This window comes from Amycolatopsis acididurans (genome assembly GCF_012328925.1).
Classification (GTDB): Bacteria; Actinomycetota; Actinomycetes; order Mycobacteriales; family Pseudonocardiaceae; genus Amycolatopsis_E; species Amycolatopsis_E acididurans.
The window spans coordinates 1-26191 of the sequence record NZ_JAAXLS010000039.1 but is presented as its reverse complement, the minus strand read 5'-3'; the positions used below and the strand labels follow the sequence as shown (position 1 = coordinate 26191).

Here is a 26191-nt window from a genome sequence, read left to right as displayed (position 1 = left end):
CTCCTGGAACAGGGGTGGTCAGCGGGTCGGGGCGGGTACGGGCGCGGCGGGCGCCGGCGTGGCCACGGGGGCGGCGAGCGCGGCGGCCTGGCGGCGGGCTTCCGAGCGCAGCAGGCGGCGCATCCGGACCAGGGCGATGTCGTGCTGGTACAGGTTTTCCCGGTCCCACGCGTCGAGCGGCATCGCCTCGGCCATCTCGCGGTCCTGCTCGAGCACGGCCCAGTGCCGCTCCTCGAGCCGGTTGCGGTAGAGCACCCGCCAGCTGTCGCGCTCCCAGCCGGAAACCTTGCGGCAGCGCCAGAAAAAGGCCGCGTGCTGGCTCTCGTTGATGGCGCACAGCGCGGCGACGATGGTGAACGGCCCGCCGGGTCCCGCGGTGTCCGGGTACGGGATGTCGAGCGTGATCCACTGCGCGCCGGCGTCGGTGAGCGCCACCCAGTCGAAGTTCACGCCGCGCTGGTCGGTTTTCTCGAAGACGAACCCGTCCTCGAGCGCGCGGATCTGGAACACCGCCTCGCGCTTGCCGCCGAACATGGTGTGGCTGTTGCGGTGCAGGAACGCCCCGTGCATCGGGTCGAGCAGGTTGTCCAGCGAGTAGCCGTAGGGCGCGTCCCATTCGACGTAGCAGAGGAAGTTGTCCCACTCGCCGCCCGCGACCGGGTCCGGCACGTGCAGCGGCGCGGGTTCGGCGTCCTCGTCCAGTCCGAACCAGGCGAACACGGCACCGGCGTGCTCCTGCGCGGGAAACGTCCGCAGCGCGCGGCGGCCCTCCAGCGCACAGCCCGGGCTGCCCGGCACGGACACGACGACACCCTCGCCGTCGACCTGCACGCCGTGGTAGTTGCAGGCGACCCGGTCACCCATGTGCACGCCGAGCGACAGCCGCGCGCCGCGGTGCGGGCAGCGGTCCTCCTGGACGTGCACCGCGCCCGCCGAGTCCCGCCAGAGCAGCAACTGTTCCCCGGCGCGGTCGATGCGCATCAGCTCGCCGCGGCGCACCTCGCTCGACGGGCACAGCGGGTACCAGCGGTCGCGCAGGCCCAGTGCCAGCAGTTCGCCGGCGGTCTTCGTCGCCATCACGCCTCCCCTGCGGACAGCCGAGCGAGCTCGGCGGTGAACGTCTCTTCGGTCCAGTCGGCACCGTCCGCCGGGCGCAGGCCGCCCGCGTTGAGCGCGGCGACCACCCCGGCCAGGTCGTGCACGCCCCGGCCGTAGACGGCTTCCAGCTCGTCGGCCAGCGCGTTTTCGTAGCTCGTCGGCGGGGCGGTGCGGCTTTGCACCGGCCGCAGCTGCAGCGGCATCGGCGTTCCCTTCGGTTCGTGGTGGGTGTGCCCGGCCTTGGCGGGCTGCTAGAGATCCAGGACGAGTTCGGCGGAGCGGCACCGCGACACGCAGAGCATCATGGTTCCGGCGCTCGCCTTCTCGTCGTCGTCGAGCACGAAGTCGCGATGGTCCGGCTCGCCGGAGAGCACCTTCGTCTCGCAGGTCCCGCACACGCCCTCGCGGCACGAGGTCGGCACCGCGATCCCGGCGCGGCCAAGGGCGTCCACAATGGACTCGCTCGCCGCCACCGCGACCCGGGTCCCGGAACCGGCGCAGACGACGTCGAATCCCGCCGCCGGCCCGGACGCGGCAGGACCGGGCGCGCGGAAACGTTCGACCCGCAGCTGGACGCCGTGCGGCAGCGCCGCCTCGACCGCGCGGATCAGCGGTTCGGGACCGCAGCAGTGCACGACCGTGCCCGGCCCGAGCCCGGAAAGCTTCGCGGCCAAGTCGGGCGGGCCGCCGTGCTCGTCGTCGGCGTGCACCTCGAGCCGGTCGTCGGCGAGCCCGGAAAGCACATCCAGGAAAGCCATCCCGGTGCGAGATCGTCCACAGTAGAGCATGGACCACGGCGAGGGCCCGGTCGCGAGTTGCCTGGCCATCGCCAGGATCGGGGTCACGCCGATGCCGCCGGCGATGAGCAGGTGCTCGGGAGCGTCGAGGAGTTCGAACGTGTTCCGCGGCCCCTCGACCGGGAGTTCGCTGCCCGCCGTCAGCCGCTCGTGCACCCAGGCGCTGCCGCCGCGTGAAGCGCTCTCGCGCAGCACCGCGATCGTCCACGTGTGCGTGTCGGCCGGATCCCCGCAGAGGGAGTACTCGCGCACCAGCCCGTTGGGCAGATGCAGGGACACGTGCGCACCCGGTTCCCACGCCGGTAGCGGCGCCCCGGTCGGGTCCCGCAGTTCCACCTGGGTCACCCGGTCGGCCAGCCACGTCGTCCGGTGCACCCGCAGCGTCGTCGGCATCGTGTTCACCCGCCGGTCGTCAGCGCTTGACGCCGTGCATCGGCGAGGTGGGCGGGTAGGTCGGCAGCTGCGGCTTCTGCGCGCCGATGATGACGCAGAACAGGGCGTCGCCCTCGCCGGCGTTGCGCAGACTGCGCGGCACCCCGGCGGGCACGCGGATCAGGTCGCGGTAGCCGAGCACGCGGGTGGCGGTCTTGGTGCCGTCCTCGACGTCGTGCACGGTCACCTCCAGCGTGCCTTCGAGGACGAAGAACGCCTCCTCCACGTCGTGGTGGGTGTGCTCGGGGCCGATCGCGCCGGCAGGCAGCCGCATGTTGGAGAAGGTGAAGTGCTCCGAGGGCAGGATCCGGGTGTCCGTCTCGTGGTTACCGGTGGCCCCGGAGCCGATGTAGCGGATCTGTGCGCGGCGGAACTGGTCACCGGCGGCGGCCGCCTGGAAGCCGAGGGTGTCCCAGTCCTCGTGCCGCGTCTCGCGGGCGGCGATGCACGAGTCGATGAGCTCCTCGAGGTGCTGGTGCTGCTGTTCGGTGGTGGTCATCGCGGGGCAACTCCTCCGGTGCTTCAAAGGCTTACTTCTAAGAGACTTACCGTTAAGGTTTGTACCCGCGAACTGTGATCAGCACAACCCTTAGTCCTAAGATTTTTTCGCGAGACCCGACCACAGGCGCCTGCCTTGACGAAATCTTAGATCTAAGGTTTTCTCGGTGGCACTCCCGTTGGTTCGCCGAAAGGACGCCGTCATGCAGCCCTTCCCCGTCCCGCCCGACGAGATCCCGGTCGGCGGAGACTGGCAGCGCGGTGCCGGGCCCACCTCCGCCTGCGTCGATCCGGCCGACGGCGAGGTGATCGCGACCGTGCACGCGGCCGACCCCGCACAGGTCGACGCGGCCGCCCGAGCGGGAGCCGGGGCCGCCGTGGATCCGGCCTGGCGGGATCTGCTGCCGCACCAGCGCGCCCACATGCTCGACCGGGTCGCCGACGCGATCGAGCACCACGCCGAACAGCTCGCCCTGCTGCAGACCCGCAACACGGGCAAGACACTCGGCGAGACGCGCGCACTGGTCGCGAGTGCGGCCGGAACGTTTCGCTACTACTCGGCCGCACTCGAAACACTCGAAGGGGAACTGCCGCCGAGCCGTGGCGCGCATCTGACGATGAGCGTGCACGAACCGATCGGCGTGGTCGGCGCGATCACGCCGTGGAACTCGCCGATCGCCAGTGACGCACAGAAGATCGCGCCCGCGCTGGCCGCGGGCAACGCCGTCCTGCTGAAGCCGGCCGAGGCGACTCCCCTGGTTTCCCTGGCACTGGCCCGGCTCGCACACGACGCCGGGGTGCCGCCCGCCTTGCTGTCCGTGCTGCCCGGCCCCGGCGCGGTGGTCGGCGACGCGATCGCCCGGCACCCGCTGGTGGGCAAGCTCGCCTTCACCGGCGGTACGACGACCGGGCGGGTGCTCGGCCGGATCGCGGCGGAGCGGATCATCCCGGTCACCATGGAACTGGGCGGCAAGTCGCCGACGATCGTGTGCGAGGACGCGGATGTCGACGAGGCCGTGGCCGGGATCCTGTACGGAATCTTCTCCTCGACCGGGCAGAGCTGCGTCGCGGGTTCACGGATTTTCCTGCCACGCAAGCGTTACGAGGAACTGGCGCAGCGGCTCGTCGCCGGCGCGACGGCGTTGCGAGTCGGCCCGGGCACCGATCCGGCGACGCGAATCGGGCCGCTGGCGACGTTCGCGCACCGCGACAAGGTGGCCGCGATGGTCGATCGTGCCCGCGAAGAAGGCGCGCGTATCCGTTGCGGCGGCACGATTCCGGACGAGGCACGCCTGGCGCGTGGCGCTTTTTACCCACCGACTCTGCTGGACGGTCTCGCACCGGATGCCAAGACGTGCCAGGAGGAGATCTTCGGCCCGGTCGGCGTCCTGCTGCCCTACGACGACGAGGACGACCTGGTGACGCAGGCGAACGCGACGGTGTACGGCCTGGCGTGTGGCATCTGGACCGCCGACTACCGTCGGGCGCTCCGGCTGGCGCGGCGAATCGAGGCGGGCACGGTGTGGATCAACACGTACAAGCAGTTCAGCATCTCGACGCCGTTCAGCGGGGTGAAGGACAGCGGCCTCGGCGCGGACAAGGGGCGCGCCGCGATCCGCGGCTATCAGCGGCAGAAGAGCCTGTATCTGAACCTCGCGACCGAACCCATCGCGTGGGCTGGGGCCTAGTATCCGCGTTCGGCCGCCTCGAGCGAGCGCTCGAGGCGGCTCAGCAGCTTCGCCAGTTGCGCCCGCTCGGCCGCGGTCAGGCCGGCCAACATGCGATTCTCGTTGGCGAAGTGCTCGTTGACGATCTTGTCCGTGGCCGCGAGCCCCTCGTCGGTGAGGCCGATGAACACGACGCGGCGGTCCTCTTCGTCACGCTCGCGCCGCACGAGGCCTGCCTGGACCAGCTTGTCGACGCGCTGCGTGATGCCGCCGGTGGTGAGAAGGTTGGTGTCGGCGAGGTCCCCGGCTGTGCGCCGGTAGGGCTCGCCGCCCCGCCGGAGCGCGGCGAGGATGCCGAAGTCCGCGACGGTGACGCCGTGCCGCCCGAACACGCGCACCAGCTGCCGCTGGTACCGGTCGAACGCCCGGTGCAGCCGCCCGAACACGGCCAGCGGTGACGTGTCGACGTCGGGCGTCTCCGCCCGCCACTGCGCAAGCATCCCGTCAACAGCGTCCGGCCCAACCGCACCCCGCCGAGACATCCGCCACCCCCTCAAGAAAAACCTTTCCCCTAAGAATAGCACCACTAAGCTATCTGATGGCGATCACGGACGGGACTCCGCCGCGAAGTGAGGATCAGGGATCTGGGCGCCCTCGAAGCAGTGAAACCCACAGATGGCCGCGCTATCGCATGGCAGTTCGGGGAGCCCCTCGAGGCAGGCGACCACCACCAGCGACCACACAACCCGGCACCGGTCAAAGAAGCCCCGCAACCACGCCAACCACCACCGGCAGCCACGCAACCCCGGCACAGGTCAAGAAAGCCCCACAACCACGCCGACCACGACCGATGAGGGCCCGGGGCTCTCCCCGGAGCCCGGCGCTGGTCACCAACCAACCCAACCACGCCGGTACGAAAGGAGCTCGCACCGTAGGGGGCATGGGGGACTCGGTCCCCCAAAACAATCCGAAACGACCCGGTCCGCGCCTTCCGCGGACACGGGTCGCCAGAGTGGAGGTGCCGGGAATTGAACCCGGGTCCTCTGGCGCCTCACCAAGGCTTCTCCGTGCGCAGTTCGCTATGCCTCTACTCGGCCCCATCGGTCACGCGAACAAGCCGATGTGACGGGCCCAGCCGCTGTGGTTTTCCCTTCCGGACCCCGCGGCCGGGTCCGGTAGGTGAGCCTCCTAGCTGATGCCGGCTACCGGGGCGGAGGCACCCCCGGGCCGACAGACACGCACTCGCTCAGGCGGCGAGGGCGTAGTCAGCGCGACTATTCGTCTTGGCGCTTATTTTTGTGCGATGACGCTTACGGTGGTCTCTCGCCTGCACCGGCACGCTTCCCTTGACTCAACGTCCAGAGTCGAAACCGTTCACCCCCTTGTTGGGCTTGCAACCACTCCAGTTTAACGCCCTGGGCAACCTGGTTTGTCCCAGCCGGGGGTAGGGCTGGCCCCACCTCGTTGACGCCCGTGTTCCCCATGGTTCCCCGGCCTCGCCGAGGCCATGCTGGGCTGGTGGCAAAGAAGGGAACAAGACCATGACCTCGGCGTATTCCGACGGCAGCGACCCGCATCCGCCGGTCGGCGGCTCGCTGGTGTTTCTGCTGCTGAGCCTGCCGGTGGGGATCGCGGGGTTCGTGTCCGTGGTCACGCTGGCCACGCTCGGCCTGGCCACGGTGATCGTCTGGGCGGGCCTGCCGGTGCTGGCCTTGCTGATCCTCGGTGCCCGGGTCGCGGCGCGGCTCGAACGGGTCCGCGTGCACGGCCTGCTCAGCGTCTACGTGGCGACGCCCTACCGCCCGATCCCGGCCGCCGGTCTGCGTGCGCGCTGGCGGGCCCGCCTCGCCGACGCCGCCACCTGGCGCGACCTGGCCTATTTCGTGCTGCTGTTCCCGATCGGTATCGCCGAGTTCGTGGTGGTGGTGACCCTGTGGTCGGCCGGGATCGGCCTCGCGGCGCTGCCGGTGTACTTCCAGTCCCTGCCGCCGGACGCGCACGTTTTCGGCTACTTCAGTCCCGGCACTTTCGTCGAGACGTTGCCGTGGGCGGCACTGGGCGTGCTGGTGATCGCGGTTTCGATCGCCGCCACCCGCAGCATGGGCATCCTGCACGCCCGCTACGCCCGCGCGGTCCTCGGACCCGGGCGCCGGGCCCGCCTGCTCGCCGAGAAACACGACCCGACGCCGCTGAGCACGGTGGCATGATTACGGACATGACCGACGACCGCGCCCCGTTGGAGCAGTCGCGGCCCGGCGTGGTCGGCACCATCGCCTACATGATCCTGGGGTTTCCGCTGCGCCTCGCCGCGTTCATCCTGATCGTCGTGGGGCTGGTGGTCGGCGCCGCCACCACGGTGATCTGGGTGGGCATGCCGCTGATGATGTTCACCACGAGCCTGATCCGCGGTTTCGGCAACGTGGAGCGCCGGTTCGCCAAGCGCATGCTCCGCACCCCGCTGCCCCCGCCGCGTCGCGCCCCGGTCGAGGGCGGGATCGTGCGCCGCTGGCGGTACCGGCTGGTTGACCCGACGACGTGGCGGGATCTCGGCTTCGTGTTGCTCTCGTTCCCGATCAGCATCGCGGAGTTCGCGATCGGCATCGCGGCGATCGTGCTGGTGCCGGTCGCGGTCTGGGTCGCGCCGTGGATCGGCTGGATGCACGGTTCGCTGGCGATCGCGCTGCTCGGCCCGGACAAGGCGGAACGGCTGGCCCGCAAGGCGCAGCACCTGCAGGCCTCGCGTGCGCGCGGCGTGGACGCGGCCGAAGCCGAGCGCCGGCGCATCGAACGGGATCTGCACGACGGTGCGCAGCAGCGCCTGGTTTCGGTCGCGATGACCTTGGGGCGCGCGAAGAACAAGCTGGGCACCGACCCGGCGGCGGTGCGCGCACTGCTCGAGGAAGCACACACCGATGCCAAACTCGCCGTGTCCGAACTCCGCGATCTGGCCCGCGGCATCTACCCCGCCGTGCTCGGCGACCGCGGTCTCGACGCCGCGTTGTCGGCGCAGGCGGCGAAATCGCCGGTGCCGGTGGACGTCTCGGTCGACGTGGATCCGCGCCCGCCCGCCGCGGTGGAGTCCACGGCGTATTTCGTCGTCGGCGAGACGTTGACGAACATCGCGAAACACTCGGGCGCGAGCGAAGCCGCGGTCAAGGTGTGGCGCACCGACGACAAGGTGATCGTCGAGATCACCGACAACGGTCACGGTGGTGCGGAAGTCCGTTCCGGTGGCGGGCTGGCCGGGCTCGCGGACCGCTCCGCGACCATCGACGGCGTGATCACCGTGGTCAGCCCCGCCGGCGGCCCGACGGTCATCAGGGCCGACCTCCCGTGCACGTGGTAATTCCCTTATGAGTGAATAGGTTGTTCACTCATACTGGGGGCTGCCATGCGAGTCGTGATCGCCGAGGATGCCGTGCTGTTGCGCGCGGGTGTGCAACGCCTGCTCGCGGACGAGAACATCGAAACGGTCGAAGCCGTCGACAACGGCGACGATCTGGTCAAAGCCGTTGCCGCGCACCGGCCGGACCTGGCGATCGTGGACGTGCGCATGCCGCCGACGTTCACCGACGAGGGCCTGCGCGCCGCGCTGGCCGCCCGCGAAACAGTGCCGGGCCTGCCGGTGCTCGTCCTTTCCCAGTACGTCGAGGAGAGCTACGCCGTCGAGCTGCTTTCCGGCGGCGCGGGCGGGGTCGGTTACCTGCTCAAGGAACGCGTCGCCGACGTGTCGGAGTTCCTCGACGCGGTGCGCCGGGTCGCGCGCGGCGGCACGGCGATCGACCCGGAGGTCATCGCCCAGCTCATGGCGCGTGGCCGCCGCAATCCACTCGACGCGCTCACCGCACGCGAGTCCGAGGTGCTCGGCCTGATGGCGCAGGGCCTTTCCAACACCGCCATCGGCGGTACGCTCGTGGTTTCGCAGGGTGCCGTGGAGAAGCACATTGGGAATATCTTCGCCAAGTTGGGCCTTGAAGCCAGCGCGGAAGAGCATCGTCGTGTACGCGCTGTCCTCACTTACCTGGGTCGCGCTTGAGAGCCTCACCCGATCTGACGGACGCGAACGGTCGAAAGCTCACCTACCATTGGCGGACGTTGGTGCCGCGAGAACTCTTGCCGAAGGGGGCCGAGAAGATGACCGAGGTTAGCGTGCGGTTCTTCGGCGGGCCCCTGGACGGCCGGGTCCAGACCCTCGGCGATGTCGAACCGGTGTCCGGCACGGTGATGCGCCATGTGCACCTGCACGACGGTCCGAAGATCGAGACGCACTACCAGCTCGGCTACACCGAGGAATCCGGCTGGGAGTACCGGCTCTGCGGCCTGTCCACCTCGGACGTGGACGAGGTCTGAACGCCGGTAGGGCGCGCCCCACCACACACCTGGGCTGAACCCCCGCCCGAAGACGGCGGCTGGCATGGCTGTGCGAAAATCCCTGCGCGAGCAGGCTTTTCGCCATGCCACCAAGCACTCCCGGTCACCGGGACACCTTCCTCGACGTGATCCGCGCCGGCGCGATCCTCGCGGTGATCTCCCAGCACTGGCTGATGCCGGTGCTCAGTTACGCCGACGGCCACATCGCCACCGGGAACGCGCTCGCCACCCCGGGCTGGGCGCCCCTGACCTGGCTGTCGCAGGTGATGCCGCTGGTGTTCTTCGCCGGTGGAGCGGCGAACCTGATTTCGTTGCGCCGTGCGCCTTCCACGCGCGACTGGCTGGCCACGCGCATGACGCGCCTGCTGCTTCCGGTGCTGCCGCTGGCCGCCGTCTGGCTCGGCGTGCCCTCCCTGTTGCGCGACTTCGGCGTTGCCGAGCAACCGCTTGAGGTCGCGGGCGCCATCGCGGGCCAGTTGCTGTGGTTCCTCGGGGTGTACCTGCTGACGGTGCTCGCCACGCCACCGCTGGCCGCCGCGCATCGCCGCTGGGGGTTCGCCGTCCCCGCCGTGCTGGCCGCGGCCGCCGTGCTCGTGGACGTCGCACGGTTCGACGGGTTCGGTTTCGCCGGCTACGCCAACGCGGTGCTCGTGTGGCCCGCGGTGCATCAGCTCGGTTTCCATTACGTGGACGGGAAATTCCACCGCCGCGCGGCGCTGCCGATGCTGCTCGGCGGGTTCGGGGTGACCGCGCTGCTGGTCGCGTTCGGCCCGTACCCGATGAGCATGATCGGCATGCCCGGCGCGCCGGTGTCGAACATGAGCCCGCCGACCGCGGTGCTGGTGAGCCTCGCGATCGGCCAGATCGGCCTGATGCTGCTGCTGCGCGACCGGATCACCGCGCTCGCCGCACGCCCCGTCGCCGGGAAGGTGCTGGGCTGGCTCGGTTCCCGGTTCATGAGCGTCTACTTGTGGCACATGCCCGCGCTGGTCGTCGTCACCGGGGTCACCGTGCTCGGCCTCGGCTACGCCACACCGGCACCGGGCACGCCCGGCTGGTTCGCCGCGGCGCCGTTCTGGCTGGGGTTCGCGGGGCTGGTCCTGTTCGGTCTGCTGCGGGTGTTCGGCCGGTTCGAGACGGGACGGGTCCCGGTGCACACGGCACCGGCGATGACCCAGCTGATCCCGGCCGCGTTGCTGGCCGCCACCGGCCTGCTCGGACTCGCGGCCCGCGGTTTCGCTCCCCCGCCCGGCAGCAGCCTGCTCGCCGGTCCGCTGGTGTGGTCGGCGCTGGTGCTCGGCGGGCTGGTGCTGGCCGTCAAACCGGTGGCGGCGCCGGTCAGACGCTGAGCAGTTTCGCGGGCGTGTCGTACAGGACGGCGCGCAGGAAGTCCGCGCCGAGGCGATCGTCGGCGGCCCAGCCGGCGATCGCCCGCAGCTGGGTCGCGTAGTCGTACGGGATGTTCGGGAAATCGGTGCCCAGGGCGATCCGGTCCGCGATGTCGGCGATGCGGGCCGTCCAGTCGCGCGGCGAGGGCATCAGGCTCTCGGTGAAGGGGACCCCGACCATTGTGGTGTCGATGTGGACGCGCGGGAAGCGGTGCACGAAATCGAGCGCGGCCTCGTACTCCGGCATCCCCGCGTGTGCGAGCACCGCGACCAGACGGGGATGCCGCTTCAGCACCTCTTCGAACACGTCCAGCCCGGTATGCGGCCCGCGTTCGGGACCGTGTCCGGCGTGCACCACGACCGGCACCCCGGCCTCGGCGAGCAGTCCCCACACCGGATCGAGCAGCTCGTCACGCGGATCGTAGGCGCCGACCTGCACGTGAGATTTGAAACAGCGCGCACCGGCCGCCAGCGCCGATTCCACATAGGACGCGGCCTCGGGCTCCGGGAAGAACGTTGCGGTCAGCACGGCGGCGGGCACCCGCTCGGCGAAGTCGGCCAGCCAGCCGTTGAGCCACTGCGCCATTCCCGGCTTGTGCGGATACGCCAGCGGCGCGAACTTCAGCACGCCGAAGGACTCCAGCGTCGCGAGCCGTTCGCTTTCGGACGTGCGGTACCAGACCGGCCACGGCTGCCCGAGCCGCTCCTCGACGGCGTCGAAGTAGGCCCAGACCTTGGTCAGCATGCGTTCCGGCAGGAAATGCAGGTGCAGGTCCACCAGCCCGTCCAGGCCGAGACCCGCCACCCACTTCTCGATATCGGCGTCGCTTTCGGGGCCCACCATCAACGGCGGCCCTTCAGCGCCCTGCCCATCGCGCGCGTCATCTCCCGCTGGGCGTCGCGTTTGGCCAGGTCCTGCCGCTTGTCGTAGGACTTCTTGCCCTTCGCCAGCGCGAGTTCGACCTTGACCTTGCCGTCCTTGAAGTACAGCGACAGCGGGACCAGCGACAGCCCGCTCTCCTTCGTCTTGCCGATCAGCTTCTCGATCTCGCCGCGGTGCAGCAGCAGCTTGCGGTGCCGCCGTGCCTCGTGGTTGGTCCACGTGCCGTGCTCGTACTCCGGGATGTGCAGGTTGCGCAGCCACACCTCGCCGTCGTCGACCGTCGCGAACGCGTCGGCCAGCGACGCCCGTCCGGCGCGCAGGCTCTTCACCTCGGTGCCCACCAGCACGAGACCGGCCTCATAGGTGTCGAGGATCGAATAGTCGTGCCGCGCTCGGCGGTTCGACACGATCACCTTCTGGCCACGTTCCTTGGGCATACCATCCAGCCTAACGTCAGTGCCGGACGTAAAGCCTCAGAGTTACGTAGCCCGTACTGGCGGAGATGATCAGCGAGGCCAGCAGCAACCACGGTGACACGACGACGACGTCGAGCACTTCGATCTTCGGGATGATGCCGGAGGCGACCTCGAGGATCCGGTCGACGAAGACGTACTTCAGCACGATGAGCCCGGCGATCGACAACACCCAGCCGACGATGCCGGTCATAACCGCCTCCAGCAGGAACGGCAGCTGGGTGTACCAGCGTGTCGCGCCCACCAGTCGCATGATGCCCACCTCGGTGCGCCGGGTGAACGCCGAGATCTGCACCGTGTTGGAGATCAGCAGCAGCGCGGCGAGCGCCTGGATGAGCGCGATGACGAACGTGGCGTCGCGGACAGCGCCGAGCAGGCCGAAGAAGCGGTCGAGGAACTGCTGCTGATCCTCGACGCGGTCCACGCCGGGGTGGGTGCCGTACTGCTGCTGGATGATCGCGCTGCGGCTCGGGTCGTGCAGTTTGATCTGCAGGGACGCCGGCAGCGCCTCGGGACGCGCGGACTGCACCAGGATCGGGTTGTCCTGGAAGATGCGCTTGAACCGCTCGTAGGCCTGGTCGCGGTTCTCGAACACCACGGACTCGACGGCCGGGTTGTTCTGCACGTCCTGGCGCAGCGAGCGGCACGGGTCCTGCGAGCAGGTCTTGTCGTTGGCGCTGACGTCCTGCGTCAGATAGATCGACACCTCGACGTCGGCCATGTAGTTGACCTGCATCTTGTCGATCGTGCGCACGATCAGCAGGCCACCGCCGAGCATGCCGAGCGAGACGGCGGTGGTGATGATCATCGCGATGGTCATCGTGACGTTCCGGCGCAGGCCGGTGAAGACCTCGCTGAACACGAAGCTTGCGCGCATCGGGGGTTCGATCCTTGGGTCGGGGGCGGTGAAATCCTGCGGCGCGAGGCGCCTCGATCGGGCGGAACCGGAGGCGGGGGAACTACCGGCCTACGCCGTAGACACCTCGAGCGTCGTCGCGGATCACGCGGCCGAGCTGCAGCTCGACAACGCGGCGGCGCATGGAGTCCACGATGGAATGGTCATGGGTGGCCATCAGGACCGTGGTGCCGGTGCGGTTGATGCGCTCCAGCAACAGCATGATGTCCTGGCTGGTGTCGGGGTCCAGGTTCCCGGTGGGCTCGTCGGCGAGCAGCACCAGCGGCCGGTTCACGAACGCGCGGGCGATCGCGACACGCTGCTGCTCACCGCCGGAGAGCTCGTTGGGCATCCGGTCGGCCTTGCCGTCGAGGCCGACGAGTTCGAGCACCTCGGGCACGACCTTCTTGATGGTGTGCGGCGGCTTGCCGATGACCTCCAGCGCGAAGGCCACGTTCTCCGACACCGTCTTGTTGCCGAGCAACCGGAAGTCCTGGAAGACGCAGCCGATGGTCTGGCGCAGGCGGGGGATCCTGCGCCGGGCCATCTTGGCCACGTCGAAATTGGACACGTACACCCGGCCCCTGCTGGGCACCTCCTCCCGCAGCAGCAGCCGCAGGAATGTGGACTTCCCGGAGCCGGAGGGGCCGATCAGGAAGACGAACTCACCTTTGTCCACGTCGACGGACACGTCCTGAAGGGCCGGACGGGTCGACGTCTTGTAGACCTTGGAGACACTATCGAGCCGGATCACGGTGGGCCATCCTACTCAAAGCCATCGTTAAGCCTGGGTAGGTATGGGGCCGTGCGGGTGATGGGAACGCTTTCACCCGGACACGCTCCGTAGCGAAATGGGGCTGTTCAGCTGTTCAGGCGGCAGTTTGCTTGCGCCAGCGGATGCCCGCCTCGAGGAAACCGTCGATCTCCCCGTCGAGCACCGCGGTCGGGTTGCCCACCTCGAACTCGGTGCGCAGGTCCTTGACCATCTGGTACGGGTGCAGCACGTAGGACCGCATCTGGTTGCCCCAGCTGGAGCCGCTGTCCTTGAGCGCGTCGAGCTCCGCGCGCTCCTCTTCCTTCTTGCGCTGCAGCAGCTTGGCCTGGAGCACCTTCATCGCGGCCGCCTTGTTCTGCAGCTGCGACTTCTCGTTCTGACAGGAGACCACGATGCCGGTGGGGAGGTGGGTGAGCCGCACCGCGGAGTCGGTGGTGTTGACGCTCTGCCCGCCGGGACCGGAGGAGCGGAACACGTCGACCCGGATGTCCTTCTCCGGGATCTCGACGTGGTCGACCTCCTCGACCTCGGGCAGCACCTCGACGTGCGCGAACGACGTCTGGCGGCGGCCCTGGTTGTCGAAGGGCGAGATGCGCACCAGCCGATGGGTGCCCTGTTCGACCGACAGCGTGCCGTAGACGTAGGGGGCGGTCACCTTGAAGGTGGCCGACCGGATGCCCGCCTCTTCCGCGTAGGAGATGTCGTAGACGTCGGTCGGGTAGTCGTGGCGCTCCGCCCAGCGCAGGTACATGCGCATCAGCATCTCGGCCCAGTCGGCCGCGTCCACGCCGCCGGCCTCCGAGCGGATGGTGACGACGGCGTTGCGGTCGTCGTACTCGCCGGACAGCAGTGTGCGGACCTCGAGTGCGTCGACGTCCTTGGTCAGCTGCGTCAGTTCCGTCTCGGCCTCGGCGCGGCTGGAGGGGTCGCCTTCGGACTCGGCGAGCTCGTGAAGCACGCCGAGGTCGTCGAGGCGCTGCCGGAGGTCGGTGACCCGGCGCAGCTCGGCCTGCCGGTGCGAGAGCTGACTGGTGACCTTCTGCGCGCCCTCCGGGTCGTCCCAGAGGTTGGGCTGGGAGGCCTGCTGCTCCAGGTCGGCAACCTGGGCTCGCAGGCCGTCCAGATCCATGACGGTCTCGACCTGCGTCAGCTTCCCGGCGAGGTCTTTCAGGTCGGTTTCGAAGTCAGCACTCACAACCCTCAAGGTTACGGCAAGCGTCACAGCACGCTGAGCCGCACCGAGTCAACCTCAGGATGCGGGGATCGCGTCCACGAGCTTGAGGGCCGCCCTGGCGTGGGCCTGGCCGAACTCCGCCACCGCCTTGGTGTACGGGTCGTCGGCCGCCTTGACCGCCGCCCTGGCCTCGTCCAGCTCCTGGCTGTAGGCCGCCCTGGCCGACTCGATGAGCGTGGAACGCTGCTTCGCCGTCAGCGAACCGGCGTTCACGAGCCGGAGAATGAGCGGGCTACGGAGGTGGTCGGGGCCGGCGTCGGAGGAGAGCCACGCCTTGAAGGCCTTCTTGCCCGCCGCCGTGATCGCATACTGCTGGCTGGATCGCGGCCCTTGCTTGCCGAGCCGGACGAGCCCTTCCTTGGCCAGTGCCGGGAGCTCGCGGTACACCTGGCTGCGCGTGACGCTGAAGAAGGCACCGAAGCGTTCCTCAGCGCTGGCGACCAACTGTCCCCCGGTGGCCGGGCCGTCCTGGAGCAGGCCTAGCAATGCCGCTGCTGTCGCATTCAGTTCAGACACACTCTCACCGTCCCACTTTTCTGTCGATCTGTCCACAGTGGCCAGCCGGTCCGTCCACAATGGTCACTGTAATGAGCCATCCGGCGCAACCCCGTGTACCCCACTCGCACGAAAAAGGCCCGATCCGGCAGGATCGGGCCTTTCGACTCTAGTAGCGGGGACAGGATTTGAACCTGCGACCTCTGGGTTATGAGCCCAGCGAGCTACCGAACTGCTCCACCCCGCGTTGCGCCTCCAAGCTTACGCCTTGGTTTCGGCGGGGTGTTAGGGGGGTGTCCTTGACGCTCGTCACCCTCCTGGCGGGGGCGCGGTCGTCGTGGTCGGGGCGGCCGACTTCTGCGCCGCCTCGTACTCCTTGGTCGCCGCGTCCAGGGCCGCCAGCGCCTGGCCCTGGGCGGTGAAGTCACCGTTCTGCTGGGCAGTGCGCAGCTGCGAGAGTGCGGCCTGGATGTCGGCGACCGCCTTGTCCATCGCCGGGCTGGTGCCACCGGAGGCCGGTGGTGCCGCGGTCGTCGGGCTGCTGGGGCTGCTCGGCGTGGTGGGCGTCGTCGGGGTACCGCCTTGCGTCGGCGGGGTGGCCGACTGGTTGGCGCCGTCCCCGAAAACCTGTTTCAGCGCGTCGCCGAGGGTCGAGGCGAACCCGACCTTCGACCCGTACGACACCAGTACGCGGGCCAGCTGCGGGTAGCTGTTCTGGTTGCGTTGCTGGATGTAAACCGGTTCCACGTAGAGGAAACCGCCCTCCAGCGGCAACGTGATCAGGTTGCCGAAGATGACCGTGACGCTCTGGTTGGAGAACAGGGTGCGTTCCTGGGCGAAACGTGAGTCACTCTGGAACTTGTTCTGCACCTGTACCGGCCCGTCGACCTGGCTGGCGCCACCCGCGGCCGTGGGTAGTCGCAGCACCCTGATCGTGCCGTAGTCCTTCGGATCCGACGACACCGACATCCACGCCGCGAGGTACTGCCGCTGCAACGCGGTGAGCGGGCTGGTCAGCTGGAACGTCGCCGAGTTCTCTCCCGGTGCTTGGGCGAGCACGTAGTAGCCCGGCTGGTTGGCCAGCCCCGAGGCGTCGAGGTTGGTGCCGCCCTCCTGTGTCGGGTCCTGCGGCACGTTCCAGAACGTGTTGGTCGTGTAGAACTCCTGCGGGTCGCCGACGTGGTACTTGGCGAGCAGTTCACGCTGGACCTTGAACAGGTCCTCCGGGTACCGGAAGTGCGCGCGCAGGTCCGGCGAGATGTCCGAACTGGGCTTCACCATTCCCGGGAAGACCTGCTCCCATGCCTTGAGCACGGGGTCCTTGTCGTCGACCGAGTACAGCGTGACCGTCCCGTCGAACGCGTCGACCGTCGCCTTCACCGAGTTGCGGATGTAGTTGATGTTGTTGTTGGCCTGCTTGGCGGTGCCCACCAACGAGTCCTCGGTGGCCTGGCCGAGCTGGGTCTGCTGCGAGTACGGGTAGTTGTTCAGCGTCGTGTAGCCGTCCACGATCCACTGGATCTTGCCGTCCACGACGGCCGGATACGGGTCGCCGTCGACGGTGAGCCACGGCGCGACCTTCTGTATCCGCTGCCGGGGGTCGCGGTTGTACATGATCTTCGAGCCGTCGCTGATGGCATCGGAGAACAGAATGTTGCGTTCGCCGTACTTGGCGGCGAACGCCAGCCGGTTGAACCAGTTGTCGATGGGCACGCCGCCGGTGCCGTCGTAGCGGTAGTCGCTGTTGGACGCGCTGTCGTACTCGCCGGGCGCCTTGCCCGCCTGGCCGCCGACGATGGCGTAGTCGTTGGTCAGCTCGCCGTAGTAGACCCGCGGCTGCTTGACCGGGATGCCGGGCGCGTTCGGGTTCGCCGGGTCGAGGCCGGCACCGGTCGGGTTCTGCGTGTCGCTGGTGGCCGCGATCGGGTAGCCACCGTCGCTGTTGGCGCTGGACACCGCACGGTCGATCGTGTTGGCCTGCGCCGCCACGAAACCGTTGCCGTGGGTGTAGACCATGTGCTTGTTGATCCAGTTGGTCTGGTTACCCGTCAGGTTCGCGGTGTTGATCTCGCGCGCGGCGACGATGTAGTCCTGCGTCTTGCCGTCGACGGTGTACCGGTCGATGTCGAGTTTGGCCGGGAATCCGTAGAAGTTCTCCCGGCCGACGCGCTGGGTGAACGTCGGCGAGAGCACGTTCGGGTCGAGCAGGCGGATGTTCGGCACCGTCGTGGTATCGGCACTGATTCCCGCCGCGTTCGCGGTTCCGGTGCCCGAATAGTCCTCGTACTGAACCTTGTTGAGCCCGAACGCGTCCTTTGTCGCCGCCATGTTGCGGCTGATTGAAAGCGCTTCCTTCTGGTTGGCGTTGGGTTTGACGGAGAACTGTTCGAGCACCGCGGGCCAGGCCGTGCCGACCAGAATGCCGGACAGGATCAGCAGCACCAGCGCGATCGCGGGAAGCTGGATGTTGCGCAGGAAAGCGCCCGCGAAGAACGCGATCGCGCAGATCGCGGAAATGCACAGCAGGATCAGTTTCGCGGGCAGCACCGCGTTGAGATCGGTGTAGGTGGCGCCGTAGAACAGCGGTGCGTTGCGGTCGGAGAAGAGCAGGTTGTACCGGTCGAAGAAATAGTCGACCGACTTCAGCAGCACGAACACGCCCGCCGTCACGGCGAGCTGTACACGGGCCGAGGCAGCGAGCTGACCGCCGCGCCCGGCGAGCCGGATGCCGCCGAAGATGTAGTGCGCGATCAGCGCCCCGATGAACGAGATCGTCACGGCGACGAACAGCCAGCCGAGCAGCCACTGGTAGAACGGCAGATCGAAGGCGTAGAAGCCGATGTCGTTGCCGAACTCGGGATCGGTCTGGCCGAAGCTGGTGCCGTGCAGGAACAACTGCACGCGCTGCCAGTCGCCCTCGCCGGTCGCACCCGCGATCAGGCCGGTGACGACCGGGATGCCGATGCCGAACAGGCGGATCCGGCCGACGATCGCCGACCGGTAGCGCGAGAGCGGGTCGTCGGTGCCCGACACCGGCACGAACACCGGGCGGGTGCGGTAGGCGATCCACAGGCTCAGTGCGAGCAGTCCGCCGACCAGAAGCCCGACCGCGAAGAACAAGACGATGCGGGTGAGCACCGTGGTGCTGAACACCTCACGCGCGCCGACCTCGCCGAACCACAGCCAGTCGACGTAGGTGTCCAGCAGTCTCGCGCCGAGGAGCAGCGCCAGTACGATCACGGCGGCGATGATGAGCAGGATGCGGCTGCGACGAGACAGCTTCGGCAAGCTCACAGGGGGCCGGTTGGCCACTGCACACGCTCCTGTAGTTCGCGAGGTCGTTCCAGGGTGCTCGGGGTCGCACGCTACCCCTGGTTACCTAACTCTACGAGCAGCGCTATTGGTTCCCCACGCGCCCCAAATCGGACATGCCCCGCAGCCCTGACACGATGACCGCATGGCATCCCCTTCACATGAGGCCCCGGCCGTCGCCGCCGCCGCGCGCGAGGTCGAGGAGTTCGTCGCCGCGGGCGGGTGGGACCAGCCGCCCCAGCTGTTCGCGCTCGTGCCGACGGCGAGTCTGTTGCGCGAACAGCCCGAGCTCGCGGGCCAGCTGGACGCGGCGAGCCCGCTGACGCCGGTCGCGCAGGAGGACCTCCCGGAAGGCGACCTCGCGGAGGCACTCGGGCGCATCGCGTGGCCGGAAGCCGTCGTGGGATGCGCGGTCGCGCAGGAGATCATCGTGCTGCCGCCGAGTGCGGAGGAAGCACTGCCGTCCGACTCGCTCGACGTGGACCGGCTGCGGCGGGCCGCCGCCGACCACCCGGACCGCACCGAGGCGCGGCTCGTCGCGGCGGTCGTGCGGGACGGACCCGGGGCGTGTGTGATGCGCCTGCGCGGCTACACCCAGACCGAGGGCGAGCCGGTCGACGAGATCATCGAGCACCCCGACCTCGCCCCGAACCTCATCGAGGCGCTCCGCGCCACGCTCGCGCCCTGAGCGCGAGCCTCAGCAGGACGGGGTGGGCTTGCCGGTGCGCAGGTCGTCCAGCGCGGTCAGCGCACTGTCCAAGTTGGTCACCTTGACCAGTTTGAGACCCGAGGGAGCGGCGGCCGCGGCCTCGGAGCAGTTCTGCGCCGGGGTGAGGAACACCGAGGCCCCGGCTTCGCGTGCGCCGACGACCTTGAACGAGATGCCGCCGATCGCGCCGACGTTGCCCTTCTCGTCGATCTCGCCGGTGCCCGCCACATGGGTCCCGTTGGCCATGTCGCCGGGGGTCAGCCGGTCCACGATCGCGAGCGCGAACATCAGGCCGGCGGACGGGCCGCCGACGTCCTGCAGCGAGACCTTCACGTCGAACGGCACATCCGAGCGGTCGATCGGCTGCAGCCCCATGAAGCCCTGCGACTGCGACTTGTCCGGGTTCGCGGCGAGCGTAAGGGAGGCGGTGCGCGGCGCGTCGGTGCCGTGCTGGAAGGTGATCGGGATCGTCTGCCCCGGCTTGGTTCCGGCGACCGCCGTGCGGACGTCGTCCTCCTGCGTGATCTGCTTGCCGTTCACCGACAGCAGCCGGTCGCCCGCGGCCAGCACGTGGTCGGCGGGGCTGCCCGAGACGATCTCCTGCGCGAGCACCTTGATGGGGTAACCGAGGTGCCGTAGCGCGGCGACCTCGGCGTTGCTCTGCGAGTCCTGGAACTCCTTGACGTTCTCCTGCTGGACCTGCGCGTCGCTCTCCCCCGGCTTGAAGTACTCCTCGCGCGGGGCGAGCGCGTAGCGGCCGCTGGCCCACAGACCCAGCGCACCGAACAGGGTGATCTCGTCGTTGAGCGAGACCGTGGTCATGCGCAGCTCACCGGTGGTCGGGTAGGTCCGCTGGCCGTTGATCTCGATCACCGGAGCACCGCCGGCCTGGCCGAGTGTGTCGTAGGTGGGGCCGGGGCCGATGGCCACGTAGGGCACCTTCACGAACGCGCCGGCCAACCCGAACGCCACCACCAGCACCCCGCTGAGCAGCACGGTCCAGCCGCGCCTGCTCAGCCGCTTGTCGCCGCGCGACGGCGTGCTGCGAGCGTGCTTGACGCGTGCGGCGTCATCGGGCGGGACCTCCGCCGCGCCGGTACTGCGGGTAGTGGTTTCCTCGCGGGACTCGCTCACCCGAGACAGCGTACGGTCACCTGCGTAAGCTCCGGATCACCAGCCCTCGCCGGGCGTGTACACACCCTCCCGGCTGGCGCGGTACACGAGGCGACGGCCGCGTACGGTGGTGTTATGAGCAATCTCCCGTTCGGCTTCGGAATGCCCGATCCCGACAAGCGCGGCGAAAACGAGCCGGAAGGCGGCGGCCAGCAGTCCGGTGCCGACGCGTTCAACCAGCTCGGCCAGATGCTCAGCCAGCTGGGCCAGATGCTCAGTCAGGCGGGCAGCTCGACCGGGCCCGTCAACTACGACCTGGCGAAGCAGATCGCGCTGCAGAAGCTCAGCGGGAGCGCGAGCGGCAAGATCGGCTTCGCGGCTGGCGACAACTCCGACACCGCGGTGCGCGACGCCGCTCACCTGGCGGAACTGTGGCTCGACGCGGCCACGATCCTGCCCGCCGGCGCCAGCCAGACCGTGGCCTGGTCGGCCCGCGACTGGGTGCAGAAGACGCTGCCGACCTGGCAGCGGCTGTGCGATCCGGTCGCCCAGCAGGTCTCCGGCGCGTGGGTCGAGGCGCTGCCCGCCGAGGCCAAGCAGGCGGCGGGGCCGCTGTTGTCGATGGTCGGCCAGATGGGGGGCATGGCCTTCGGCTCGCAGCTCGGCAACGCGCTCGCGCAGCTGGCCTCGGAGGTACTGACGTCCACCGAGGTGGGGCTGCCGCTGGGGCCGGACGCCACGTCCGCTCTGCTTCCCGCGAACATCGAGAAGTTCACCGAGGGACTCGAGCTGCCCAACAGCGAGGTGCTCGTGTTCCTCGCGGCGCGCGAGGCTGCACACCAGCGGCTGTTCGCGCACGTGCCGTGGCTGCGGCAGCGGCTGCTGGCGACGGTCGAGGAGTTCGCGCACGGCATCAAGGTGGACACCTCGGCGCTGGAGCAGCTGGCAGGCCAGGTCGACCCGAGCAACCCGGCGAGCATCGAGGAGGCCATGTCCTCCGGCCTGCTGGAGCCGAAGACCACGCCCGAGCAGCAGGCGGCGCTGGCCCGGCTCGAAACGCTGCTGGCGCTGGTCGAGGGCTGGGTGGACGTCGTGGTCGCGGAGGCCGTCGGCGACCGGCTCCCCGGTGCGGACGCGCTGCGCGAGACGCTGCGGCGCCGGCGCGCCACCGGTGGTCCCGCCGAGCAGACCTTCGCGACGCTGGTGGGTCTCGAGCTGCGGCCGCGCCGCATGCGCGCGGCGTCGGCGCTGTGGAAGCTGGTCGGCGATCAGCACGGCATCGACAAGCGCGACGGTCTGTGGTCGCACCCGGACCTGATGCCCACCGCCGAGGACCTCGACGACCCGATGGAGTTCAGCGAGCGGCTCGGCGACCAGGCGAGCATCGACGACCTCGACCCGATCGCGGAGCTGGAACGCACCCGCAAGGCCGAGGACGAGTCCGGCTCGGACGACAAGCCCGACCAGGACTGAGCCACGAACACACGGCGAGGGACGTTCGCGTCGAACGTCCCTCGCTTTAGCTGGCCTGTGCTACTCGTCCGAGTCGATCTCGCTGATCCCGAGCCCGGCCGCGGCGGAGAGCCCCTCCAGATACCCGATCGCGCGCTCGGCCTTCGGGTAGTTGCGCACCAGCGACCAGAACTGGGCATCGTGCCCGGCCACCCGCAGATGCGCGAGTTCGTGCACCAGCACGTAGTCCAGTACCCACGAGGGCACGTTGCGCAGCCGCTCGCTGACCCGGATGGTCGCGTCGGTCGGTGTGCACGACGCCCAGCGCGTGCGCATCGGCGGCACCCAGCGCACGCTCCTCGGCAGCGCCGACTGGTCGAGGTAGCGCGCCGACAGCTGCGCGCACCTGGCCATCAGCGCCGCGTCGGACTCGCGTGCCGGTGAGGCCCGCCGCGACTCCTTGCGCTGGAGTTTGCGCTCCATCTCCGCGACCCAGTGTTTCTCCTCCGCCCTGCTCATCCCGGCTGGGATGAGCACGATCAACGTGTCGCCGTCCCGGTACGCCGTCACCGTGCTCTTGCGGCGTGGGCTACGGCGCACTTCGACCTTCTGCTGAGCGGTTTCCAACTGCTCGATTCTGTCCCGGCCCCTGGGTGAGGGCACCCGTGCGTTCGCCACGAGTCCACGGTAAAGCCAGGCACCGACAACTCGGGAGACTTGACTATCGCGACGGTTGAGTTATCCACAATCAATTCAACCTGTGGATAACTCGGAATCCTGATTAGCGGATTCTTAGTGGCGTGCTGCCAGGCTGATTCGCGTGACCAGACAACTACCCAAACGCGCGAGGCTGCGACCTGGGCTGGAGGTGTTCGACCGCAGGCCGGGCGAGATCCAGATCGGGCTCGACCCACGGCACGCCATGGTCGCCTCCGGTCTGCCGCCGGATCTCGTGAAAGCGCTGCACCGGCTCGACGGCAGCCTGCGCACCGACGAACTGCTCTCGATCGCTGAGAGCGAACATGTCGATCAGCTCCACGACCTTCTCACCCGGCTCACCCGGCTCGGGCTCGTCGAGGAGGCCTGGTCCCCGGCGGGCCGGGGACGCACGGCGGGCGAGGTGGGCCTGTGGGCACTGCGCGCCCGGCAGCCGGTCCGCGACGCCTACTCGCGGCGGGCGCACAGTGCCGTCGTGCTGCACGGCTCCGGCAGGCTGACGATCGCGGTGGCCACGATGCTCGCGGCCGCGGGCGTCGGGCACGTGCGGGTCGAGGCAGAGGGGTACGTGACCGATCAGGACACCGGCAGCGGCTATCTGGACAGCGATATCGGCAGGCAGCGGCGGGTGGCCGCGGCTGAAGCGATCCAGCGGGCGAACCCGGCGGTGCACACGAAGCGGCTGAGCCGCGACCGGCGGCCCGAGCTGGCCGTGCTCGCGGATGCGATCGTGCCCGCGCCCGAGCTGATCCGGATGCTGTTTCATGAGGGCGTGCCGCACATGCCGGTCCGGGTGCGTGAGGGGCTGGGCATCGTCGGCCCGCTCGTCTACCCCGGCCGCAGCACCTGCATGCGATGCGCCGACCTGCACCGCAGGTCGATGGACTCGCGGTGGCCCGCCGTCGCCGGGCAGCTCGCAGGCCGCAGCCAGCAGGCCGATCTGTCGAGCGTGCAGGCCGCCGCGGCGGTCGCGGCGGCGCAGGTGCTGCGGGCGCTCAGCCCAGGTGAAACCCCGCCTCCGGTGTGGAACACGACGATCGAGATCGACACCCACGAGGGCACGATCGAACATCGTCCGTGGCCGCCCAATCCGGAGTGCGGCTGTGGTGCACCCGCAGGCGGGTACTGACCGGCTCCCTCCACGGGCGGCTGCGCGAAGGATCATTCACAAGGCACAATCGTTCAGGTGACTGACTTTCGCGATCGCAGCGACGACCGGGACGACGACCCTGGCATCCCCCGCCGGACCGCGGCGCGCACCGCGAAGCTGGCCAGCCTGCCGCTGGGCATCGCCGGTCGCGCGGTCGGCGGCTGGGGACGGCGGCTGACCGGGCAGAACGCCAAGGACGTCAACGCCGCGCTGTCCGCGAAGGCTGCCGAGCAGCTGTTCGAGGTGCTGGGCACGCTCAAGGGCGGCGCGATGAAGTTCGGGCAGGCGCTGAGCGTGTTCGAGGCCGCGGTGCCCGACGAGATGGCCGCGCCGTACCGGGACGCGCTGACCAGGCTGCAGTCGGCCGCCCCGCCGATGCCGGCGCGGCAGACCCACCGGATGCTGGCCGAACAGCTCGGCCGTTCGTGGCGGCAGCGGTTCGCCGACTTCGACGACGCGCCCACGGCTTCGGCCAGCATCGGGCAGGTGCATCGCGGTGTGTGGCACGACGGTCGCGAGGTGGCGATCAAGGTGCAGTACCCGGGCGCGGACGAGGCACTGCGCAGCGACCTGCGCCAGCTGCAGCGGTTCAGCAGGCTGTTCCAGGCGCTCGTGCCGGGCACGGACGTCAAACCGCTGCTCGCCGAGCTGGCGGCGCGGATGGACGAGGAGCTGGACTACCGGCACGAGGCGGACAACCAGCGCACGTTCGCGCGGGCGTTCGACGGCGACGAGCAGTTCCTGATCCCGAAGGTCGTGGCGAGCGCGCCGAAGGTGCTGATCACCGAATGGGTTTCCGCCACGCCGCTGGGCAAGATCATCGCGGGCGGCGACACCGAGACGCGCAACGTGGTGGGCAGGCAGCTCGCCGAGTTCCACTACTCCTCGCCCGCCAGGGCGGGCTTGCTGCATTCCGATCCGCATCCTGGCAACTTCATGATCGTCGACGACGGACGGCTCGCCGTGATCGATTTCGGCGCCGTCGCCGAACTTCCCAACGGCATCCCCCGGCACCTCGGTGAAATGACCAGGCTCGCACTCGAAGGCCGGTCCGCGGAACTGATGGATTTGCTGCGCACAAACGGATTCATTCGCCCCGGCAATGACCTGCAGGCCGAGGACGTGCTCGCCTATCTCGCGCCGTTCACCGAGCCGCTGGCCACCGAAACCTTCCATTTCACGCGTAAGTGGATGCAGCGCCAGGCGATGCGCGTCGGCGATTCCCGCGGGCAGGACTTCCGTATCGGTCGGTCGCTCAATCTGCCGCCGGAATACCTGATGATCCACCGGGTGACAGCGGGTTCCACCGGAATCCTGTGTCAGCTCGGCGCGGAGATTCCCGCGCGCGCCATCGTAGAGCGCTGGCAGCCGGGATTCGCCGATACGGCCATTTGAACCACGCAGTTGTCCACAGCTCGCGGCATTTTCGCTTGATTCCACCAACCGCACACGAGAGTTGTCCACAATTCCCGAGTCCGGGTTCCCAGGTGCTGTTCGCCCCGGCACTCTGGGTGCATGGTCAGAACACCTGACGCCGACCTCACGGCACTGAACGAAGCCGACGACGGCATAACCACGCGCGCAGTCCTGCGAAGACGGGTCACGCCGCACGTCATCACGTCGCGATGTCGTCCCGGTGGCCCATGGCGACGGCTGTTGCCCGGAGTGATCATGCTCGACGACGGGGAGCCCACCCGCCGTCAGATGTTGCGCGCCGCCGCGTACTACGCCGGTGCGGGCAGCGTCATCAGCGGGGTCGACGCGCTGCGGGCGTACGGCGCGAAGCTGACGTCGTCTCGCCGGGTGCACGTGCTGGTCCCGTTGCACCGGCGCGTGCTGTCGCAGGATTTCGTGAAGCTGGAGCGCACTTCGCGGTTACCGGAGCCGGTGATGCGAAACGGCATTCCGTTCGCGCCGCCCGCACGCGCGACCATCGACCTGGCCCGTCACGAGGCGGCGCCGGACCGGCTGCGGCGCCTGCTCGCGCTGCCGGTGTACTACGGCCTGTGCACCGCGAACGACCTGCGGCACGAACTCGAGGCGGGCAACCAGCGCGGTACCGCCGCGGTGCGCGAGATGCTGCGCAACCTGGGCACCATGGGCAACACGTATCTGCAGGGCGTGGCGCGGGAGTTGCTGGAGTACGTGCCGCTGCCCGCGCCGGTGTGGAACGTGACGGTCTGCGACGTGCTCGGCCGCCCGATCGGCGTGGTCGACGCGTGGTGGGACGAGGTCGCGATGGGTTGGCAGTTCGGCGGCACCACCGACCGCGGCCCGAAGATGAACGACTTGGCCCTGACCGCCGCCGGCGTGGCGCTGGTCCGCACACCCCCGCTCGAACTGCGCACCGATGTCGCCCGGGTGGCCCGCGACCTGACCAGCGCCTTCGCCAACTCCGCGAAGCGCCGCCGCCCCAAGGTCCAGGCCCTCGGCACCGTCCCCGCAACGGTCTGAGATGCCGACCTCCCCACGCACCGCGCAGCACCCGCCGCATCGAACCCGCGGAGCAGCCCCCACCACGCACGCCCACAGCCCGGTGCTGCCGAGGCGCCCCGCTCATCCGAGCACGAACCACCCCAGGCCCAATCCACCGCCGGCACCGCGGTCCCAAGGTCGAGGCCCTCGGCGCCATCCCCACAGCCGACGCCCTCGGCACTGTCCCCGCAGCGGCCTGCCATGCCAGCCAGCCCACAACGACGCGACACGCCGGCCACCCCTCCAGACCAAGCAAC

25 protein-coding genes, 1 tRNA gene and 1 other RNA gene are annotated in these 26191 nt (G+C 69.2%); 11 read left to right on the top strand and 16 right to left on the bottom strand.

The genetic code is table 11. From position 1 onward, the window contains the following. Nucleotides 1-18 precede the first annotated feature (18 nt). Genes HFP15_RS32655 through HFP15_RS32640 form a run of 4 tightly spaced genes read right to left on the bottom strand, consistent with a single transcriptional unit; the run spans nt 19 to nt 2826 of the window. On the bottom strand, nt 19-1077 hold the full coding sequence (locus HFP15_RS32655) for a Rieske 2Fe-2S domain-containing protein (RefSeq protein ID WP_168520679.1): 1059 nt from the start codon (nt 1075-1077) through the stop codon (nt 19-21). Next, nucleotides 1077-1301, bottom strand: coding sequence for a recombinase-like helix-turn-helix domain-containing protein (locus tag HFP15_RS32650; RefSeq protein WP_168520678.1), 225 nt, complete (start codon nt 1299-1301; stop codon nt 1077-1079). Before HFP15_RS32650 ends, HFP15_RS32655 begins: the two co-directional genes overlap by 1 nt. Nucleotides 1302-1349: 48 nt before the next feature. Further along, nucleotides 1350-2288, bottom strand: coding sequence for a PDR/VanB family oxidoreductase (locus tag HFP15_RS32645; RefSeq protein WP_168520676.1), 939 nt, complete (start codon nt 2286-2288; stop codon nt 1350-1352). Between the two features lie 19 nt (nt 2289-2307). Then, a complete protein-coding gene (locus HFP15_RS32640; RefSeq protein WP_168520674.1) occupies nt 2308-2826 on the bottom strand; it encodes a cupin domain-containing protein in 519 nt (172 codons plus the stop codon). 202 nt (nt 2827-3028) lie between these two features. On the opposite strand from HFP15_RS32640, the gene HFP15_RS32635 reads away from it, so the two are divergent. Next, nucleotides 3029-4513 (top strand): aldehyde dehydrogenase family protein, encoded by a 1485-nt coding sequence (locus tag HFP15_RS32635; RefSeq protein ID WP_168520672.1) that lies wholly within the window; start codon nt 3029-3031, stop codon nt 4511-4513. Here the strand turns inward: HFP15_RS32635 and HFP15_RS32630 are convergent. Together HFP15_RS32630 and ssrA are read right to left on the bottom strand one after the other, a co-directional pair. Next, nucleotides 4510-4992, bottom strand: a complete 483-nt coding sequence (locus HFP15_RS32630) for a MarR family winged helix-turn-helix transcriptional regulator (protein WP_246272233.1) — start codon at nt 4990-4992, stop codon at nt 4510-4512. The genes HFP15_RS32635 and HFP15_RS32630 overlap by 4 nt on opposite strands. A gap of 510 nt (nt 4993-5502) precedes the next feature. Beyond that, nucleotides 5503-5874: a transfer-messenger RNA gene (ssrA, locus tag HFP15_RS32625) on the bottom strand. Between the two features lie 159 nt (nt 5875-6033). Here ssrA and HFP15_RS32620 point away from each other — a divergent pair. From HFP15_RS32620 to HFP15_RS32600, 5 genes are all read left to right on the top strand, one after another. Further along, nucleotides 6034-6699, top strand: a complete 666-nt coding sequence (locus HFP15_RS32620) for a sensor domain-containing protein (RefSeq protein ID WP_168520668.1) — start codon at nt 6034-6036, stop codon at nt 6697-6699. An 8-nt stretch (nt 6700-6707) separates the two neighbouring features. Continuing rightward, nucleotides 6708-7838 carry a sensor histidine kinase gene (locus HFP15_RS32615; RefSeq protein WP_168520666.1) on the top strand — a complete coding sequence of 377 codons (1131 nt, stop codon included), beginning with the start codon at nt 6708-6710 and terminating at the stop codon, nt 7836-7838. Nucleotides 7839-7883: 45 nt separating this feature from the next. Next, nucleotides 7884-8528, top strand: coding sequence for a response regulator transcription factor (locus HFP15_RS32610; protein ID WP_168520664.1), 645 nt, complete (start codon nt 7884-7886; stop codon nt 8526-8528). Nucleotides 8529-8626: 98 nt separating this feature from the next. Next, nucleotides 8627-8842: a DUF8847 domain-containing protein gene (locus HFP15_RS32605; RefSeq protein ID WP_168520662.1), complete on the top strand. Its 216-nt coding sequence runs from the start codon at nt 8627-8629 to the stop codon at nt 8840-8842. Nucleotides 8843-8946: 104 nt separating this feature from the next. Beyond that, a complete protein-coding gene (locus HFP15_RS32600; RefSeq protein ID WP_168520660.1) occupies nt 8947-10212 on the top strand; it encodes an acyltransferase family protein in 1266 nt (421 codons plus the stop codon). Here the strand turns inward: HFP15_RS32600 and HFP15_RS32595 are convergent. From HFP15_RS32595 to HFP15_RS32560, 8 genes are all read right to left on the bottom strand, one after another. Further along, nucleotides 10202-11095 carry an amidohydrolase family protein gene (locus tag HFP15_RS32595; RefSeq protein WP_210718169.1) on the bottom strand — a complete coding sequence of 298 codons (894 nt, stop codon included), beginning with the start codon at nt 11093-11095 and terminating at the stop codon, nt 10202-10204. The two genes, HFP15_RS32600 and HFP15_RS32595, sit on opposite strands and share 11 nt — an antisense overlap. Then, on the bottom strand, nt 11095-11571 hold the full coding sequence (gene smpB / locus HFP15_RS32590) for an SsrA-binding protein SmpB (RefSeq protein ID WP_168520658.1): 477 nt from the start codon (nt 11569-11571) through the stop codon (nt 11095-11097). The genes HFP15_RS32595 and smpB overlap by 1 nt, the downstream gene beginning before the upstream one ends. Nucleotides 11572-11587: 16 nt before the next feature. Next, a complete protein-coding gene (gene ftsX, locus HFP15_RS32585; RefSeq protein ID WP_168520656.1) occupies nt 11588-12484 on the bottom strand; it encodes a permease-like cell division protein FtsX in 897 nt (298 codons plus the stop codon). Between the two features lie 82 nt (nt 12485-12566). Continuing rightward, nucleotides 12567-13256 carry a cell division ATP-binding protein FtsE gene (gene ftsE, locus HFP15_RS32580; protein ID WP_168520654.1) on the bottom strand — a complete coding sequence of 230 codons (690 nt, stop codon included), beginning with the start codon at nt 13254-13256 and terminating at the stop codon, nt 12567-12569. 115 nt (nt 13257-13371) lie between these two features. After that, nucleotides 13372-14472 carry a peptide chain release factor 2 gene (gene prfB, locus HFP15_RS32575; protein WP_168520652.1) on the bottom strand — a complete coding sequence of 367 codons (1101 nt, stop codon included), beginning with the start codon at nt 14470-14472 and terminating at the stop codon, nt 13372-13374. A gap of 54 nt (nt 14473-14526) precedes the next feature. After that, on the bottom strand, nt 14527-15027 hold the full coding sequence (locus tag HFP15_RS32570) for a PadR family transcriptional regulator (protein WP_168520650.1): 501 nt from the start codon (nt 15025-15027) through the stop codon (nt 14527-14529). A 152-nt stretch (nt 15028-15179) separates the two neighbouring features. Then, a tRNA-Met gene (locus tag HFP15_RS32565) sits at nt 15180-15253 on the bottom strand. A gap of 62 nt (nt 15254-15315) precedes the next feature. Then, nucleotides 15316-18300, bottom strand: a complete 2985-nt coding sequence (locus tag HFP15_RS32560; RefSeq protein WP_312871868.1) for a UPF0182 family protein — start codon at nt 18298-18300, stop codon at nt 15316-15318. Between the two features lie 163 nt (nt 18301-18463). Here HFP15_RS32560 and HFP15_RS32555 point away from each other — a divergent pair, with 163 nt between their 5' ends. Continuing rightward, entirely contained in the window at nt 18464-19006 is a 543-nt protein-coding gene (locus HFP15_RS32555) for a PPA1309 family protein (protein ID WP_168520646.1), read from the top strand. Nucleotides 19007-19015: 9 nt separating this feature from the next. Here the strand turns inward: HFP15_RS32555 and HFP15_RS32550 are convergent, their stop codons facing one another. After that, nucleotides 19016-20023 (bottom strand): YlbL family protein, encoded by a 1008-nt coding sequence (locus HFP15_RS32550; protein WP_376768914.1) that lies wholly within the window; start codon nt 20021-20023, stop codon nt 19016-19018. A gap of 252 nt (nt 20024-20275) precedes the next feature. On the opposite strand from HFP15_RS32550, the gene HFP15_RS32545 reads away from it, so the two are divergent. Continuing rightward, nucleotides 20276-21613, top strand: coding sequence for a zinc-dependent metalloprotease (locus HFP15_RS32545; protein ID WP_168520642.1), 1338 nt, complete (start codon nt 20276-20278; stop codon nt 21611-21613). A gap of 60 nt (nt 21614-21673) precedes the next feature. On the opposite strand, the gene HFP15_RS32540 is transcribed toward HFP15_RS32545, so the two are convergent. Continuing rightward, on the bottom strand, nt 21674-22219 hold the full coding sequence (locus tag HFP15_RS32540) for a M48 metallopeptidase family protein (protein WP_210718167.1): 546 nt from the start codon (nt 22217-22219) through the stop codon (nt 21674-21676). Nucleotides 22220-22412: 193 nt separating this feature from the next. Here HFP15_RS32540 and HFP15_RS32535 point away from each other — a divergent pair, with 193 nt between their 5' ends. From HFP15_RS32535 to HFP15_RS32525, 3 genes are all read left to right on the top strand, one after another. Next, nucleotides 22413-23438, top strand: a complete 1026-nt coding sequence (locus HFP15_RS32535) for a TOMM precursor leader peptide-binding protein (protein ID WP_312871867.1) — start codon at nt 22413-22415, stop codon at nt 23436-23438. A gap of 57 nt (nt 23439-23495) precedes the next feature. Next, entirely contained in the window at nt 23496-24854 is a 1359-nt protein-coding gene (locus HFP15_RS32530) for an ABC1 kinase family protein (protein WP_168520638.1), read from the top strand. Nucleotides 24855-24974: 120 nt separating this feature from the next. Further along, the gene (locus HFP15_RS32525) at nt 24975-25913 is read left to right on the top strand and encodes a hypothetical protein (protein ID WP_246272232.1); all 939 of its coding nucleotides are present in this window, start codon (nt 24975-24977) and stop codon (nt 25911-25913) included. The last annotated feature ends 278 nt before the right edge of the window (nt 25914-26191 follow it).

Bases quoted from the DNA above. Each gene is read 5' to 3' on its own strand.
- HFP15_RS32655 (WP_168520679.1), bottom strand. From the start codon at position 1,077: ATGGCGACGAAGACCGCCGGCGAACTGCTGGCACTGGGCCTGCGCGAC.
- HFP15_RS32650 (WP_168520678.1), bottom strand. From the start codon at position 1,301: ATGCCGCTGCAGCTGCGGCCGGTGCAAAGCCGCACCGCCCCGCCGACG.
- HFP15_RS32645 (WP_168520676.1), bottom strand. From the start codon at position 2,288: ATGCCGACGACGCTGCGGGTGCACCGGACGACGTGGCTGGCCGACCGG.
- HFP15_RS32640 (WP_168520674.1), bottom strand. From the start codon at position 2,826: ATGACCACCACCGAACAGCAGCACCAGCACCTCGAGGAGCTCATCGAC.
- HFP15_RS32635 (WP_168520672.1), top strand. From the start codon at position 3,029: ATGCAGCCCTTCCCCGTCCCGCCCGACGAGATCCCGGTCGGCGGAGAC.
- HFP15_RS32630 (WP_246272233.1), bottom strand. From the start codon at position 4,992: ATGCTTGCGCAGTGGCGGGCGGAGACGCCCGACGTCGACACGTCACCG.
- HFP15_RS32620 (WP_168520668.1), top strand. From the start codon at position 6,034: ATGACCTCGGCGTATTCCGACGGCAGCGACCCGCATCCGCCGGTCGGC.
- HFP15_RS32615 (WP_168520666.1), top strand. From the start codon at position 6,708: ATGACCGACGACCGCGCCCCGTTGGAGCAGTCGCGGCCCGGCGTGGTC.
- HFP15_RS32610 (WP_168520664.1), top strand. From the start codon at position 7,884: ATGCGAGTCGTGATCGCCGAGGATGCCGTGCTGTTGCGCGCGGGTGTG.
- HFP15_RS32605 (WP_168520662.1), top strand. From the start codon at position 8,627: ATGACCGAGGTTAGCGTGCGGTTCTTCGGCGGGCCCCTGGACGGCCGG.
- HFP15_RS32600 (WP_168520660.1), top strand. From the start codon at position 8,947: ATGCCACCAAGCACTCCCGGTCACCGGGACACCTTCCTCGACGTGATC.
- HFP15_RS32595 (WP_210718169.1), bottom strand. From the start codon at position 11,095: ATGGTGGGCCCCGAAAGCGACGCCGATATCGAGAAGTGGGTGGCGGGT.
- smpB (WP_168520658.1), bottom strand. From the start codon at position 11,571: ATGCCCAAGGAACGTGGCCAGAAGGTGATCGTGTCGAACCGCCGAGCG.
- ftsX (WP_168520656.1), bottom strand. From the start codon at position 12,484: ATGCGCGCAAGCTTCGTGTTCAGCGAGGTCTTCACCGGCCTGCGCCGG.
- HFP15_RS32555 (WP_168520646.1), top strand. From the start codon at position 18,464: ATGGCATCCCCTTCACATGAGGCCCCGGCCGTCGCCGCCGCCGCGCGC.
- HFP15_RS32545 (WP_168520642.1), top strand. From the start codon at position 20,276: ATGAGCAATCTCCCGTTCGGCTTCGGAATGCCCGATCCCGACAAGCGC.
- HFP15_RS32525 (WP_246272232.1), top strand. From the start codon at position 24,975: ATGGTCAGAACACCTGACGCCGACCTCACGGCACTGAACGAAGCCGAC.